Source organism: Crossiella sp. CA-258035 (assembly GCF_030064675.1).
GTDB lineage: Bacteria > Actinomycetota > Actinomycetes > Mycobacteriales > Pseudonocardiaceae > Crossiella.
Map to the genome: position 1 here is coordinate 4705544 of NZ_CP116413.1, position 15357 is coordinate 4720900.

Here is a 15357-nt window from a genome sequence, read left to right on the forward strand (position 1 = left end):
GCGCCCATCGACATTCGCAAACGGAAACGAAGTGAGCACATCATGACAGTCAGGTCCGCCCGGTCGGCGATCACGGTGACCGGCCTGCACAAGTCCTTCGGCGAGCACGTGGTGCTCGACGGCCTGGAGCTGGACGTCGCCGAGAGCACGGTCTTCGCCCTGCTCGGCCCCAACGGCGCGGGCAAGACCACCGCGGTGCGCATCCTGTCCACGCTGATCAGCCCGGACCGGGGACAGCTGCGGGTGGCCGGGCACGACGTGCTGGCCGACCCGGCCGGGGTGCGCGCCGCGATCGGCGTCACCGGGCAGTTCTCCGCGGTGGACAACCTGCTCACCGGCCGGGAGAACCTCCAGCTGATGGCCGACCTCAACCACCTGCCCACCCCGGCGGGCCGCCGCCGCGCCGCCGAGCTGCTGACCAAGTTCGACCTGGTCCAGGCCGCGGACAAGCTCGCGGCCACCTACTCCGGTGGCATGCGCAGGCGGCTGGACCTGGCCATGACGCTGGTCGGCTCGCCGCGGGTGATCTTCCTGGACGAGCCCACCACCGGGCTGGACCCGCGCAGCAGGCACACCATGTGGGAGATCATCCGCGAGCTGGTCGCCGAGCAGGGCGTGACCCTGTTCCTGACCACCCAGTACCTGGAGGAGGCCGACCAGCTCGCCGACCGGATCGCCGTGCTCGACCACGGCAGGCTGGTCGCCGAGGGGACGGCGGAGGAGCTCAAGCGCCGCATCCCCGGCGGGTTCGTCCAGCTGCGCTTCCCCAGCCACTACCAGCTGGCCGCCGCCGAGCGGATCTTCCCGGCGGGCACGCCCGACCCGCAGTCGCTCACCCTGCAAGTCCCGGGCGACGGCAGCGTGCTGGAGCTGCGCGCCGTGCTGGACCGGCTCGACAGCCACCGCATCGAGGTCGACCGGCTCACCGTGCACACCCCCGACCTCGACGACGTCTTCTTCGCCCTCACCGGCCACGCGGCCGACGCTGACAAGGAACTCGCCCGATGAGCACGATGGCCCTGACCGCCCGGCCCGCCACCGTCCGCGACTCGCTGACCATGCTGCGCAGGGACCTGCGGCACGCCCAGCGCTACCCGCTGATGACCGTGGCCACGGTGCTGATGCCGCTGCTGATGATGCTGCTGTTCGGCTTCGTCTTCGGCAACGCGATGAGCCCGTTCACCGGCTCCGGCAACTACCTCAACTACCTCACCCCCGGGATCGTGCTGATGGCCATCGGCGCCTCGAGCGGCAGCGCGGTGGCGATCAAGGTGTGCTCGGACATGCAGCAGGGGATCATCGCCCGGTTCCGCACCATGTCGATCAGCCGCAGCTCGGTGCTGATCGGCCAGGTCCTGGGCGGGTTGTTGCGCACCCTGGTCAGCGTCACGCTGATCATCTTGCTGGCCGTGCTGATGGGCTTCCGGCCGACCGCGGGACCGGGGGAGTGGCTGGCGGCGTTCGGTCTGGTCACGCTGGTGATCGTGGCCTTCACCTGGCTCGCGGTGGCCATCGGCCTGGTCGCCAAGACCGAGGGCGGGGCCAACACCGCGGCTTTCCCGCTGCAGTTCCTGCCCTTCCTGAGCAGCGCGTTCATCCCACCGGCCGCGATGTCCGACGGGGTGGCGCTGGTGGCTCAGTACCAGCCGTTCACCCCGATCGTGGACACCCTGCGGGGCCTGCTCACCGGGACGCCGATCGGCTACAGCTGGCTGATCGCGATCGCCTGGTGCCTCGGACTGGCGATCTTCGGCGCGGTCATGGCGGTCCGGCTCTACAACCGTGATTCGTCGCAGTAACGTAACGTCGCATAAACACAACGCAAACCAAACTCAGTCGGACTCGATCAACCCGACCAGTCCTGGTTGACCGCCGATAATGTTCACTTATCGGAGGTCAACCAGGGCTTTCGTCTGCGCCGCCCCATCCGCCCCAATCCGATTTCGTTTCGTGTCGTTACGTGTGTGCGTGACGGAAATAACGCTACGATTCTCCGGTGACCGTCGAAGTCAGCCGCGAGCCCGGAATATGCAACTACCCGGGCTGCACCCGCCCGATCGCCCGCACCGGCGGCCCAGGACGCCCCTCGGAGTACTGCGACCTGCCCGAACACACCCGCTGGCGGGCCTGGCGGGAACGACAGCGGTTGCAACAGGGCGAGGAAGCAGCCGAATCCATCGTCACCGTGACGAAACAGGCTGGACCGGTGACAGCGGCCCGACTACGCGCTGACGAGCTTCTGACCCAGTTCCGCACCCTGGCCGGGCAGCTGAACCAGACCCTCAACTCCGCGGTCACCGAACTGTCCACCCTGGCCGACCCCAGCGCCGCCGAAGCCCAGGTGCAGGCGGTCCAGGCCGACGCCGCCCGCCGGATCGCCGAGGCCGAGTCCACCGCGGTCGCCGCCGAAGCGGCCCGCCGGGAAGCCGAAACTGCCAGGGTTCAGGCCGAAGCCGCCGCGGACGACGCGGCCAGCGCCGCCGAGGCCGCCGAACAGGAAGCGATCACCGCCCTGGCCGCCCGCGACCACGCCGAAGCCCAGGCCGAAGCCGCCACCCGCCAGGCCGCCGAGGAGGTGCTGGCCGCGCGCAACGAGGCCGAGGTGCTGATCAAGGGCGTGCGCCGGGAGGCCGCCGCCGAGATCGACCGCGTCCAGCAGGAAGCGGTGGCCCAGGCCGAACAGTCCCGCCGCCAAGCGGCCAAGGACGTGGAAGCGGCTCAACGGGAGGCCGCCGCCTCGGTGGCCCAGGTGCAGCGGGACGCCCAGTCCGCGGTTGAACGCGCCCAGCGCGAAGCCACCAACGCCATCGCCCTGGCCAAGAAGGAGGCCGCCACCGCCACCGAGCAGGCCGACCGCGCCGCGCAGGTCCGCATCACCGCCGCGGACCAAGCCCGCGCCCAGGCCGAGGTCCGCGCCGAACGCGCCGAGCAGACCGCCGAGGACGCCCGCGCTGAGCTGGACCGACTTCGCCAGGAGCTCCGCGAGCTGCGGGAGGGCCACGCGCGCGAGCTGGCGGCCGCGGTCGAACAGGCCCGCGCCACCGCCGAGGAACGCCTGGCCGCGCTGGACGAGGCCCGCGCCCAGACGCTGGCCCGTGCCGAACGCGCCGAGCGGCAACTCGACCAGTTGATGTCCAAGTGAGGATTCGGGTCTGTTCGAATCACTAACGCCGCAGGTCAGCGCGACCTAGCATCCGGTCATGCTGCTTCGACGGGTATTACGCGTGATCACGGCCGCCGCGCTGGCCGTCCCACTGGCACTGGCCGGTGTCACCGGGACGGCCTCGGCCGAGCCGCCGCCTGCACGGCAACTGATGTACTTCAACCACGGTTACGGGGTGGTCGACCGGGAGACCGCCGACGCCATCGAGCACTCCGCCTACCTGCGCGAGTTCGCCAGCTTCCACGTGCGCACCACCACCGGTGCGGGCGGCCAGACCTGGACCGGCCGCTACCTGATGGGCCGCGAGACCTACTTCGAGATGTTCGGGGTCGGTGACCTGCCCGGCGAGGACGGCAAGCTCGGCATGACCGGCTTCGGCGTCTCCACCGAGAACGCCGGCGAGCTGGAGAAGGTGCGCCAGCGCCTGCGCGACCAGGGCGTCAAGCCGGTGGACTTCCAGCAGACCAGGGACTTCGGCGACGGCGTGCCGGTGCCCTGGTTCGACGCCATCTTCACCAGCCCCGAGCAGTACGAGTCGCTCAACGCCTGGGGCATGGAGTACCGCGAGGAGTACCTCAGCGATCCGCGCACCAAGATCCGGCCGGCCGCCTACCCCGGTGAGGTCAGCAGGGACCGCTACCTCAACGAGGACTACCAGAAGCACCTGATGCGGGACGTCTCCGCGATGCACATCGGCGTCACCGAGCGCGACCTGAGGGTGACGCTGCCGCTGCTCAAGGCGGGCGGTTTTGTGGTCGTCCCCTTCCCTGGCGGTGTGCTGGTGACCCGCGGGGGCACCACGATGCGCCTGGAGGCCGTGCCGCAGGACCAGATCGGCCTGCGCATGGTCGAGTTCACCCTGAACCGGGACCTGGGCGCCCGTCAGGTGGTGCCGATCGGCCGTTCCACCCTGACCGTCGGCCCCGGCACCCGCGCCGTGTGGACCTTCCAGCGGTGACCTGTCATCCCTGACCTGGTCCGGGCGGCCGCCGCGCTGGCCAGTGGCGCGGCGGTGGTGCTGCCCAACCCGCACCCGCTCACCTCGGTGGTGGCCGCCACCACCGCCGAGGCGATCAACGCGGCCAAGGGCCGCCCGGCCGGCCAGGCGGTGGCGTTGTGGCTGGTCGAGGACGGGCCGTGGGCGGAGCTCGCCGCGGCACTGGACCTCGGTCCGCACCAAGTCGCCATGGCCAGGGCCCTCCTGGCCGAGGAACGGGTGACCGCGCTGCTGCCGGTCACCCGCACCGCGCCGGTCTGGGTCCTGGACGCGGCGCGGGACGGATTTGTGCTGGTGTTCGGCTCCTGCTGGGCGCCGTTGCGGCCGCTGCTCACCCACCCGCTGCGGGTGAGCAGCGCCAACCGCACCAGTCACGCCCCGGTGGCCGACCCGGCGGCCGCGCGGGCGCAGTTCCCGCCGGAGGTGCACGTGCTGGCCGCCGGGGACGGCCGGCCCGCTCACGGCAGGCGTGCCACCACCACCGTGCGCCTGACCAGAGCTGGGATCGAGCACCTCCGGCCAGGCGCCCAGTGCCACGCGCACGGCGGACCGGCGGCCTATCTGGAACACCTGCGCGAAAAACGTGCTGCCGGATGTTGAGAACGCGACCCGTCTAGGCCCGGCCGGGCGCGGCGACCTCGCGAACGGCCCCGGCGATGGCGCGGAAGTCCTTGCGCAGGATGGAACCGTGGGTGCTGGCGACCTTGGCGTGGATCTTGATGTGCGGGTTGCGGGCGGTCACCTTGGACAGGCTGGCGCGGATCAGCTCCTGCTCATCGCCCTTGCTGCCGAAGGACGATCCGGAGGCGTTCACGTACCGGGCCGGGACGGTGATCTCATCCAGCACCGGACCCAGGACGTGCTCCTGGGCGAGCCTGCCGACCTCGATGTTGCTCTCGGCCATCTGCGCACCGGTCATCGTCGGCCCCAGCCGGGCCAGGCGCAGCGGCAGCATGACCACGCTCAGCCACCGCCACAGCTTGCGGATCCGCTGCGCCATGGCCTCGTCGTACCAGTCGTAGGGCTGCGCGCCCTCGACGAACACCGCGCCCACGGCCCGGCCGGGATTGCGGCTGGCCCAGTGCGCCGCGACGAACGCCCCGTACGACCAGCCCACCACCAGCGCTCGGTCCACGCCCCTGGCCGCGAGCACGGCGTCCACATCCCGGACGTTGGTCTCGAAGGAGTAGTCCGCCGAACGCTTCGACCGGCCGCGGGCGCGCATGTCGTAGGTGATGTGCCGCCACCCGGGCCCCAGCTCGGCGATGGTCCGCCGCCAGTGCACCTGCGTGGCCATGTGGCCGTTGAGGTAGAGCACCGGGATGCCGGGCCCGCCGGTGTCGGTGACGGCCAGGGCCGTGTCGTCCACCGGCACCATGCCGGTCCACTTCGCGTTCGTTTCGGCCATGGTCAGCTGCTCCTCGCGCTACTTGGTGTCACTAGGTACCGGTACAAGGTAGCGCTGACCACCGGTACCTAGCAACACTTAATAGCGAACGGGCGGCACCGCGCCGAAGGCCCCGCGATCCCTCCCCGTCAGTAGGCCACGGTGAACCGGCCGCGGTGCCGTGGCTGTTCGGCCTCGTCCAGCAGTGCCACCGCGAAGTCCTCCATGGAGATCGCGGACTCACCCCGCTCGTCGACCAGCAGTTCGTCCTTGCCCACCCGGTACCGGCCGGTGCGCACCCCGGGCTCCAGCAGCATCGGCGGGCTCAGGTAGGTCCAGTCCACGCCGGTGCTGGCCTCGGCCACGGCCAGTTGGTCCTTGCAGGCCAAGGCGATCGGGCGCAGGTGGGCGGGGAAGTCGGCGGTGTGCACGAGCAGTTCGCCGCTTGCCACCCGCAGGCTGGCCGAGCCGCCGACCATCAGCAGCCGGACCCCGGTGTCGCGCAGGGCGGTGAGCATGGCCTCGGCGACCTGGACCAGCTCGGGTTCCCGGCCCGGTCGCGGGCGGGTCGCGGTGATCACCAGGTCCTGGCCCTCGGCCAGTTCGGCGACCGCGGCCGGGTCGGCGGCGTCGGCCGCGCGGTGGGTCGCCGAGGGGTGCAGGGCGGGGAAGCGGTCGGCTGAGCGGGCCACCGCGGTGACCTGGTGGCCGCGGGCGAGGGCCTCGGTGACGACCCGGCTGCCGGTCGCGCCGGTGGCGCCGAAAACGGTGATGCGCAAGGGAATCAGCTCCTGACGAGGGTGCGGGAGGGGAGTTGGGCGGTGACCACGGCGGCCAGCACGACCAGGCCGCCCAGGCCCTGGACCGGGGTGAGGCCCTGGCCGAGGGCGAGCCAGCCGAGCAGGGTGGCCACCAGTGGGCTGAGCAGGCCGAGGAAGGTGACCTCGGTGGGGGAGAGGGCGTTGATGCCGCGGAACCACAACGCGTAGGACACGGCCGCGCCGATGATCGCCAGGTAGCCGTAGCCGAGCAGGTTCGCCCCGGTCAGCACGGGCGGCGGCGGGCCTTCCACCAGCAGGGTGACCGGGAGCAGGACCAGGCCGCCGGCGACCAGCTGCCAGCCGGTGACCGCGAGCAGCGGGGCGTCGGCGCGCCAGCGCTTGCTGAGCACCACGCCCAGGGCCATCACCACCGCGCCGCCGAGCGCGGCGGCCACGCCGAGGCCGTCCAGGGCGGCGTCGGCACGCAGCACCAGCAGGCTCACCCCGGCGAGTCCGGCCAGCGCCGCGAGCACGGTGCGGGTGGTCAGCCGGGCGCCGAGCAGTCCGGCGGAGAACCCGGCCACCAGCAGCGGCTGCACCGCGCCCAGGGTGGCCGCGACACCCCCGGGCAGGCGGTAGGCCGCGACGAACAGCAGGGCCAGGAAGATGCCGATGTTGAGCGTGCCGAGCACGGCGGCGCGCCACCACCACTGGCCGGTCGGTAATCGGCGGGTGATCAGCACGAGCAGCAAACCCGCCGGTAACGCGCGCAGCACGGCGGCCAGCAGCGGGCGGTCCGGTGGCAGCAGTTCGGTGGTGACGAGGTAGGTCGATCCCCAGATGGCGGGGGCCAGTGCCGTGACCAGCAAGACCCCCAGGCGATTGCTTAGCACTAAGGCAATGTATCTCACCGCTAAGACATCGCTAAGCCATTTAGGATGGGTGCGTGACAGATCACGTCGACCGCGTACTCGCGCAGTGGGCCGCCCAGCGCCCGGACCTGGACGTCTCCCCGATGGCCGTGCTCGGCAGGCTGGGCAGGGCGAACCGGCTCACCGGCACCGCGATGGCCCGCACCTTCGCCGACCACGGCCTGGACCGGGCCTCCTTCGACGTGCTGGCCACCCTGCGCCGCAACGACCCACCGCACCGGCTGACCCCGGCCGAGCTGATGCGCTCGGCCATGGTCACCTCCGGCGCGATCACCCAGCGGCTGGACCGGTTGCAGTCCCGCGGCCTGATCACCCGCGAGCCCAGCCCCACCGACGGCCGGGTGGTGCACGTCCAGCTCACCGCCGAGGGCAAGGCGCTGATCGACCGGGCGCTGCCCGACCACGTGGCCACCGAGGAACGCCTGCTCGCCGGACTCACCCCGCAGCAGCGCACCGACCTCGCCGACATCCTGCGCACCCTGCTGACCTCCCTGGGCGATACCGTTTTCTGACATGTGGACCTGGGACGCCTCGCTGTACGCGGGCAGCGCTGAGCACTACGCGCGCGGCCGCCTCGCCTACCCGGCGGAGCTCGCCGACGCACTGGCCGCCGAGCTGGGGCTGGACGGCACCGGCCGCCTGCTCGACATCGGCTGCGGCCCCGGATCCCTGACCCTGCCGCTGGCCCGCCTGTTCACCGAGGCGGTCGGGGTGGACGCCGACCCGGACATGATCACCGAGGCCGAGCGGCAGGCGGCCGGGGCCGGGATCGGCAACATCCGCTGGCTGCACCTGCGCGCGGAGGAGCTGCCCGCCGGGCTCGGGACCTTCCGGCTGATCACCCTGGCCCAGTCCTTCCACTGGATGGACCGGCCCACGGTCGCCAAGGCGGTGCGCGGCATGCTGGCCGAGGGCGGGGCCTGCGCGCACGTGCACGCCACCACGCACCAGGGCATCGAGCCCACGGTCCCGCTGCCGCATCCCCGGCCGCCGCACGAGGAGATCGCCGGGCTGGTGCGCGAGTTCCTCGGCCCGGTGCGCCGCGCGGGCCAGGGCCACCTGCCGCAGGGCACCGCCGGGGGCGAGGCGGAGGTCTACCGCGCCGCCGGGTTCACCGGTCCGAGGCGGATCGAGGTGCCCGGCCAGGTGGCCATCCGTACGCCAGATGAGGTGGTCGCCGCGGTGTTCTCCCTGTCCAGTTCGACCCCGCACCTGTTCGGTGACCGCCGCGCGGAGTTCGAGGACCGGCTGCGGCGACTGCTGGCGGCGGCCAGCCCGAGCGGCCGGTTCAGCGAGCAGTTCGCCGCGGTGGTCGTCGACCTCTGGCTGTGAGGGCTCTCAGCAACGCCTCGCTAGCTTCGGCGTGTGAGATCAACTCCGCGCAGGGTCCTCGCGCTCGCCCTCGCCGCCGCCCTGCTCACCCCCGGCACCGCCGCCGCGCACACCCGCCCCGACCTCCAGCGTGAACTGGACGGCATGGTCGCCGCGGGCGTGCCCGGCGTGCTGCTCGCCGTGCACAACGGCGACCGGGTGCACCGGGCGCAGGCGGGCGTGGCCGACCTGGACACCGGCGCGCCCCTGCCCGCGCAGGGCCGGTTCCGGATCGCCAGCCTGACCAAGACCCTGGTGGCCACCGTGCTGCTGCAACTGGTGGACAAGGGCGAGCTGGCGCTGACCGACACCCTCGGCCAGTGGCTGCCCGGCCTGGTGCCCGGCGGCGACGGCATCCGGATCGAGCAGCTGCTGCACAACACCAGCGGCCTGACCGACTACCTCAACGCGCCCGAGTTCGCCGACCCCGCGGACTACGTGCACCGCCGGTTCACCCCGGAACAGCTGGTGCGCACCGCCAACGCGCTCGGCCACGGCCAGCCCGGCAGCTGGAAGTACGCCAACACCAACTACATCCTGCTGGGCCTGATCATCGAGCGGACCACCCGCGACAGCCTGGCCAACCAGCTGCGCCACCGGGTGTTCCGGCCCGCGGGCATGCACGCCAGCGAACTGCCCCGGCTGCCGCTGCTGTGGGGCCCACACGCCTCCGGCCACTACCGGATCGACCCCGGCCCCCGCACCGAGCTGACCCACCTGGACCCCTCCTTCGCCTGGGCCGCCTACGGCGCGGTGTCCACTGTGGACGATCTCCGGCGCTTCCACACCGCGCTCGCCGACGGCCGCCTGCTCCCAGCCCGGCTGGCCGAGCGGATGCGCGGCGAGGTCGTTGACACCGGCCATCCGGCCTGGCCGCGCTACGGCCTGGGCATCGAGGAGATGAGCACCAGCTGCGGCGTGCGGCTGTGGGGGCACACCGGCGCCATCCCCGGCTACTCGACCATGGCCTTCGCCACCGCCGACGCGAAACGGCAGGTGACCATCTCCAGCTCGCTGTTCAGCCCGAAGGACGGCAAGCAGGTGCTGCACATGGTCAACGTGATCAACCTGGAGTTCTGCGGCGAACCTTGGCGGCCGCCGAGCTGAGGCTGGCAGGCTGGCCGGTTGTGCGCATCCTGTTCAGCTTCGTCGGCGGCAACGGACACTTCGAACCCCTCAAACCCCTTGCCCTGGCAGCACAATCCGCCGGGCACACCATCGCCTTCACCACCGGGCACATGCTGCGGGAGGTGGTCGAGGCCGCCGGGTTCACCGTCTTCCCGGTCGGCTCCGGCAGCTCCGACCGCGCCAGCGAGATCACCCCGCTCGCGCCCATCGACCCGGCACGGGAACGCCGCGACCTGCGCGAGGCATTCGGCAGGCGGATCACCACCGACCAGCTGCCCGCCAAGCTGGAGCTGATCCGGCAGTGGCGGCCGGACGTGCTGGTCAGGGACGAGACCGACTACGCCACCGGCATCGCGGCCGAGGTGCTCGGCCTGCCCTGCGCCACCAACACCTGCATGCCCGCGGGCGGGTTCGCCACCACGGAGGTCGTCGGCGAGCCGCTGCACGAACTGCGCGCCGCCCACGGCCTGCCACCGGATCCGGAGCTGAGCGCGCTGCGCCGCCTGGTCCTGTCCCCGCTGCCGCTGTCCTTCCGCGACCCGGCCGACCCACTGCCCGCCACCGCCCGCGCCTTCCGGCCCCTCGTCCCGCAGCGCCCGGCCGAGACCCCGGACTGGGTCATCCCCGGCCGCCCGGCCGTCTACTTCACCCTCGGCACGATCTTCAACCGCGAGTCCGGCGACCTGTTCGGCCGGGTGCTCACCGGCCTGCGCGAACTGGAGGCCGCGGTGCTGGTCACCCTCGGCCGCCACCTCGACCCCGCCGACTTCGGCCCGCAGCCCGCGCACGTCCGGATCGAGCGCTACCTGCCGCAAGCCGAGGTGCTCCCGCACTGCGACCTGGTGGTCTCGCACGGCGGCTCTGGCAGCGTCACCGGCGCGCTGGCCCACGGCCTGCCCAGCCTTCTCCTGCCGATGGGCGCTGACCAGCCCAACAACGCCGCCCGCTGCGCCGCGCTCGGCCTCGGCCGCCACCTCGACCCGACCACCGCCACCCCGGCGCAAATCCAGGCCGCCGCGGCCGCCCTGCTCGCCGACCCTGGATACGCCGAACGTACCCAGAAGTTCGCCACGGAGATCGCGGCACTGCCCGGCCCGGAGACCGCTCTGGACTGGATCACCGCGATGCGCTGATTCGCCCAGCCCGGGGTGTCGATCTGCGGCAGGCTCGTTCGTCGGGTGACCGACAGCCGGACCGAAAGGGGAACTCCGTTGACCGAACCGCAGATCGAGACCCGCGCCGCCCAGCCCTACCTGGGCGTCACCGCCACGGTCACCATGACCACCTTCAACCTCGTCGCCGACCGCATCGGCGAGATCATCGGCCTGGTCGTCAGCCGGGGCGGGAGTCTCGCGGGCGCTCCGTTCTTCCGCTACCACGTCATCGACATGGCGGGCGAGCTCGTGGTGGAGGCCGGGGTGCCCACCACCGAGCCGATGACCGGCGAAGGCGACATCACGCCCGGCGAGCTGCCTGCCGGGCGCTACGTCACGCTCACCCACACCGGCCACCCCGACCAGCTGATCGAGGTCACTGACAACCTGCTCAAGTGGGCCGAGCAGCAGAACCTGACCTGGGACCGGCGCACCTCCGACCGCGGCGAGCACTGGGGCAGCCGGCTCGAGAGCTTCCTGACCAACCCGCAGGAAGAACCCGACATGACCAAGTGGTCCACCGAGCTGGCCGTCCGGCTCGCCGACTGAAAGCAGCGCGCCCATGCCTGACACGGTGACCGTCAACGGCGTGCCGACCTGGTACGACGTCCGCGGCGACGGCGAACCCCTTGTCCTGTTCCACGGCGGCATGACCGACGCCCGCTGTTTCGCGGGCAACCTGGACATCCTCGCCGAGCAGTTCCGCCTCTACCTGCCCGAACGCCGGGGCCACGGCCACACCCCCGACGTCGAGGGCCCGATCAGCCACGACCTGATGGCCGCCGACATGATCGAGTTCATCGAGACCGTGGTCGGCGGGCCGGTGCACCTGGCCGGGTACAGCGACGGCGCGGTGGTCGCCCTGCTGCTCGCGTACCGGCGGCCGGACCTGGTGCGCAAGCTGGTGCTGATCAGCGGGGCCTACGACCACTCGGGCTGGCTGATGACCCCGGAGCCCGGCGGCGAGATCCCCGAGGTGATCACCCGCGCCTACGCCGAGGTGGCCCCGCACCCGCCGGAGCACCTCCAGGTGGTGCTGGCCAAGCTCGCCGCCTCCGCCGCGGCCGAGCGGCTGCTGACCACCGAGGACCTGGCCAAGATCGGCGTGCGCACGCTGGTGGTGGCCGCCGACGACGACATCATCAGCCTGGAGCACACCCTCGCGCTCTACCGCGGCATCCCGGACTCCGAGCTGGCCGTGGTGCCCGGCACCTCGCACGCGCTGCTGGAGGAGAAACCCCTGCGGTGCCGGGAGATCGTGGGCGAGTTCCTGCGAGATGAAGCCGTGCCCACCTGGATACCGATCCGACGCGCGGGCTGAATCCGCGAGGTGGATGATCTCGCCCATGGGCGAAGTCGCGATCGACATCGACACCCTCACCAAGGACTACGGCAGGCGGCGCGCCCTGAACGCGCTGACCCTCCAGGTCCGCACCGGTGAGGTCTTCGGCTTCCTCGGGCCCAACGGCGCGGGTAAGACCACCACCATCCGCATCCTGCTCGACCTGCTCCGCCCCACGTCCGGCCGGGCCACCGTGCTCGGCCTGGACGTGCGGCGGCAGGCGATGGCCCTGCACCGCCGGATCGCCTACGTGCCAGGCGATGTCGCGCTGTGGCCGCAGCTCACCGGCGGTCAGGCCATCGACGCCCTGCTGCACCTGCACGGCAGCCCCGGCGACCAAGCCCGGCGGGCCGAGCTGATCGAGCGGTTCCAGCTGGACCCCTCGCTGCGCTGCCGCACCTACTCCAAGGGCAACCGGCAGAAGGTCGCGCTGGTCGCCGCCTTCGCCACTGGAGCCGAACTGCTCATCCTGGACGAGCCCACCAGCGGCCTGGACCCGTTGATGGGGGAGACCTTCCGGGACTGCGTGCGCGAGGCCCGCGAGGACGGCCGCACGCTGTTCCTGTCCTCGCACATCCTCGGCGAGGTCGAGTCGATCTGCGACCGGGTCGGCGTGGTCCGCGCCGGCCAGCTGGTCGACAGCGGCAGCCTGGCCGAGCTGCGGCACCTCTCCGCCTACACCGTGGAAGCCGAACTGGCCCGCACGGTGCAGACCGACGGCCTGCCCGGCGTCACCGGCGCCACCCTCACCCAGGCCGAGGACGGGCGCTACCGGCTGACCTGCCGCGCGCAGCCGGGCACCATGGACGAGTTGCTGACCGCGCTGGCCGCCGCCGGGGTGCACACCCTGACCAGCAGACCGCCCACCCTGGAGGAGCTCTTCCTCGGCTACTACACCGAGGCCGCCAGGTGAACGCGCTGCTGCTGCGGCTGACCCTGCACCGGGTCTGGGTGCGTTGCCTGTCCTGGGGCGTCGCGATCGGCGTGCTGATGATCGTCGGCATCGCCGCCTACCAGGAGGCATTCCCCGACCCGGCCCAGCGCGCGGCCACCATCGCCGCGCTGGCCAGTCAGCCCGCGCTCTACGCCACCCTGGGCGCGCCCGGCGACATCGGCACCCTCGGCGGGTTCGTCACCTGGCGGATGGGCCAGTTCGAGTGCGTGGTCATCGCGCTGTTCGCCATGCTCACCCTCGCCCAGCTGACCAGGGGCGATGAGGAGAACGGCCTGCGCGAGGCGCTCTGGGCCGGAGCCGTGCGCCGCACCGCGCCCCTGACGTCCGCCCTGCTCGTGGTCGGGCTCGGCACGCTGCTGCTCGGCGCGGTGATCACCACGGTGATGCTCGCCGAGGGCACCCCCGTACTCGGCGCAGTGCTCTTCGGGGCCGCCTGCGCCGGGGCCGGACTCGCCCACCTGGGCATCGCCGCGCTGGCCAGCCAGCTAGCCACCTCCCGCCGTGCGGTCAGCGGCCTCACCGGCGCGGCGCTGGCCACCGGCTACGTGCTGCGCACCCTGGCCGACGCCAACACCGAGGTCTCCTGGCTGCGCTGGCTCAGCCCGCTCGGCTGGGCCCAGCAGGTGGACGCCTACACCACCAACCGCGCCGGGCCGCTCCTGCTGCTGCTCGGCCTCACCGCGCTGACCATCGCCGCCGCCCTGGCCATGGAGGCCCGCCGCGACCTCGGCGCCGGACTGCTGGCCGCCCGCCCCGGCCCCGCGCACGGCCGGTCCCTGCGCTCGGTCGAACTGCTCACCCTGCGCCTGCACACCGGCACCATCCTCGGCTGGGCGCTCGGCCTGGCCGTGCTGGCCGCCGCCATCGGCGCCATCGTGGACGGCGTCTCCGGCATCCTGGCCGGGAACCCGCAGCTGGGTGCCATGCTCGCGGCGATCTCCGGCGGCGAGCGGCGGTTCACCGAGGCGTTCCTGGCCACCCTGTTCCAGATCATCGGCCTGCTCATCGCCCTGGTCGCCGCCCAGGCCGTGGTCAGCGCCCGCGAACAGGAACGCACCGGCCAGGCCGAGGTGCTGCTGGCCCGCCCGCTGACCAGGTCCCGCTGGCTGGGCGCGCACCTGCTCACCGGCCTGCTGGCCGCGACCCTGACCGCCACCATCGCCGGGTCCGCGGCCGCGCTGTCCTGGTCAGCCAGTGGCGGCCACGACACCTCCGTGCTGGTCGGCGCCGCGCTGAACACGCTGCCCGCGGCCGCGGTGTTCGCCGGGCTGGCCACCCTGCTCGTCGCGGTGCTGCCCCGCTGGGCGGCCACCCTCGGCATGCTGCTGCCGATGGCCGGGTTCGTGCTCACCCTGTTCGGCCCGCTGGCGGGTCTGCCGACCTGGCTGCTGGACGTCTCCCCGTTCCGGCATCAGGCTCTGCTGCCCGCCCAGCCCTTCGACGGCACCTCAGCGCTGGCCCTGCTCGGCGTGGCCGCGCTGTTCACCGCCGCCGGACTGGTCCTCATCCAGCGCCGTGACCTGCGGATCGGCTAACTCGGTTGAGCACCACAGGTGGGGTTGGTTGGCTGCGCCCATGCTCCCCGACCTCACCCGCCCCGACGCCGCCGTGGCCCTGATCGGCCAGTGGACCAGCACCGACCCTGCCACCGAACTCGACCGGCGCACCGCCGAGCCCCTGCCGGCGGGCTGCCTGGCCCGCGCGCACTACCTCGGCACCGACGGCACCAGCCTGCTGCACTACTCGCAGTGGGCCACCAGCGCCGCCGCCCGCGCGCACGCCGCCACCGCGCCGGTCCCGCTGGCCGAGTACCGCCGCTACCGCAGCCAGGTCGACGCCACCGGACCGGCCGGGTGCGTGGTCATCGCCGCGATCGACTTCGACCGCCCGGACGCCCAGCGCCAGCGCGACTTCGTCGACGAGATGTTCACCGCGGGGGAGCAGGCCGAAGCCGACGGCGTGCGGATCCCGGGGCTGCTGGCCGCGCACTTCCACCTCAGCGCCGACGGCACCGGCGTGCGCAACTACGCCGAGTGGACCGGCCCGGCCGCCCACCTGGCCTTCACCGGCGTCCAGGAGAGCCCGGCCTGGCGCCGGTATCGGCCACACCCCGCACCAGGGCACTGACAAGTCCACGACCAACGGCCATGTTCCGTTCACCGGAACA

General features: G+C 72.4%; 17 protein-coding genes. 14 read left to right on the forward strand and 3 right to left on the reverse strand.

The features are described from left to right. The first annotated feature begins 42 nt into the window (after positions 1-42). The 5 genes from N8J89_RS21455 to N8J89_RS21475 all read left to right on the forward strand — a co-directional run bounded on the left by N8J89_RS21455 (position 43) and on the right by N8J89_RS21475 (position 4760). Positions 43-1008, forward strand: a complete 966-nt coding sequence (locus N8J89_RS21455) for an ATP-binding cassette domain-containing protein (RefSeq protein WP_283658776.1) — start codon at positions 43-45, stop codon at positions 1006-1008. Continuing rightward, positions 1005-1799: an ABC transporter permease gene (locus N8J89_RS21460; RefSeq protein WP_283658777.1), complete on the forward strand. Its 795-nt coding sequence runs from the start codon at positions 1005-1007 to the stop codon at positions 1797-1799. Before N8J89_RS21455 ends, N8J89_RS21460 begins: the two co-directional genes overlap by 4 nt. Before the next feature lie 197 nt (positions 1800-1996). Beyond that, positions 1997-3142, forward strand: a complete 1146-nt coding sequence (locus N8J89_RS21465; protein ID WP_283658778.1) for a coiled-coil domain-containing protein — start codon at positions 1997-1999, stop codon at positions 3140-3142. A gap of 58 nt (positions 3143-3200) precedes the next feature. After that, complete coding sequence (locus N8J89_RS21470; RefSeq protein ID WP_283658779.1) at positions 3201-4121, forward strand: DUF5829 family protein; 921 nt, start codon at positions 3201-3203, stop codon at positions 4119-4121. Positions 4122-4175: 54 nt separating this feature from the next. Further along, positions 4176-4760, forward strand: coding sequence for a hypothetical protein (locus N8J89_RS21475; protein WP_283658780.1), 585 nt, complete (start codon positions 4176-4178; stop codon positions 4758-4760). A 13-nt stretch (positions 4761-4773) separates the two neighbouring features. On the opposite strand, the gene N8J89_RS21480 is transcribed toward N8J89_RS21475, so the two are convergent. The 3 genes from N8J89_RS21480 to N8J89_RS21490 all read right to left on the reverse strand — a co-directional run bounded on the left by N8J89_RS21480 (position 4774) and on the right by N8J89_RS21490 (position 7201). After that, positions 4774-5568 carry an alpha/beta fold hydrolase gene (locus N8J89_RS21480; RefSeq protein ID WP_283658781.1) on the reverse strand — a complete coding sequence of 265 codons (795 nt, stop codon included), beginning with the start codon at positions 5566-5568 and terminating at the stop codon, positions 4774-4776. Between the two features lie 128 nt (positions 5569-5696). Beyond that, entirely contained in the window at positions 5697-6326 is a 630-nt protein-coding gene (locus N8J89_RS21485; RefSeq protein ID WP_283658782.1) for an NAD(P)-dependent oxidoreductase, read from the reverse strand. A gap of 5 nt (positions 6327-6331) precedes the next feature. Further along, on the reverse strand, positions 6332-7201 hold the full coding sequence (locus N8J89_RS21490; protein WP_283658783.1) for an EamA family transporter: 870 nt from the start codon (positions 7199-7201) through the stop codon (positions 6332-6334). Positions 7202-7254: 53 nt separating this feature from the next. Between N8J89_RS21490 and N8J89_RS21495 the strand changes: the two genes are divergently transcribed. The 9 genes from N8J89_RS21495 to N8J89_RS21535 all read left to right on the forward strand — a co-directional run bounded on the left by N8J89_RS21495 (position 7255) and on the right by N8J89_RS21535 (position 15317). After that, the gene (locus tag N8J89_RS21495; RefSeq protein ID WP_283658784.1) at positions 7255-7752 is read left to right on the forward strand and encodes a MarR family winged helix-turn-helix transcriptional regulator; all 498 of its coding nucleotides are present in this window, start codon (positions 7255-7257) and stop codon (positions 7750-7752) included. A gap of 1 nt (position 7753) precedes the next feature. Further along, positions 7754-8572 carry a class I SAM-dependent methyltransferase gene (locus N8J89_RS21500; protein ID WP_283658785.1) on the forward strand — a complete coding sequence of 273 codons (819 nt, stop codon included), beginning with the start codon at positions 7754-7756 and terminating at the stop codon, positions 8570-8572. Positions 8573-8605: 33 nt separating this feature from the next. Then, on the forward strand, positions 8606-9718 hold the full coding sequence (locus N8J89_RS21505) for a serine hydrolase domain-containing protein (protein ID WP_283658786.1): 1113 nt from the start codon (positions 8606-8608) through the stop codon (positions 9716-9718). 20 nt (positions 9719-9738) lie between these two features. Next, positions 9739-10872, forward strand: a complete 1134-nt coding sequence (locus N8J89_RS21510; RefSeq protein WP_283658787.1) for a glycosyltransferase — start codon at positions 9739-9741, stop codon at positions 10870-10872. Positions 10873-10950: 78 nt separating this feature from the next. Further along, positions 10951-11442: a GyrI-like domain-containing protein gene (locus tag N8J89_RS21515; protein WP_283658788.1), complete on the forward strand. Its 492-nt coding sequence runs from the start codon at positions 10951-10953 to the stop codon at positions 11440-11442. Positions 11443-11455: 13 nt separating this feature from the next. After that, the gene (locus N8J89_RS21520; RefSeq protein ID WP_283658789.1) at positions 11456-12214 is read left to right on the forward strand and encodes an alpha/beta fold hydrolase; all 759 of its coding nucleotides are present in this window, start codon (positions 11456-11458) and stop codon (positions 12212-12214) included. A 25-nt stretch (positions 12215-12239) separates the two neighbouring features. Continuing rightward, positions 12240-13148: an ABC transporter ATP-binding protein gene (locus N8J89_RS21525; RefSeq protein ID WP_283658790.1), complete on the forward strand. Its 909-nt coding sequence runs from the start codon at positions 12240-12242 to the stop codon at positions 13146-13148. Next, entirely contained in the window at positions 13145-14725 is a 1581-nt protein-coding gene (locus N8J89_RS21530) for an ABC transporter permease (protein WP_283658791.1), read from the forward strand. The genes N8J89_RS21525 and N8J89_RS21530 overlap by 4 nt, the downstream gene beginning before the upstream one ends. 40 nt (positions 14726-14765) lie before the next feature. Further along, positions 14766-15317 (forward strand): antibiotic biosynthesis monooxygenase, encoded by a 552-nt coding sequence (locus tag N8J89_RS21535; protein ID WP_283658792.1) that lies wholly within the window; start codon positions 14766-14768, stop codon positions 15315-15317. Positions 15318-15357 lie beyond the last annotated feature (40 nt).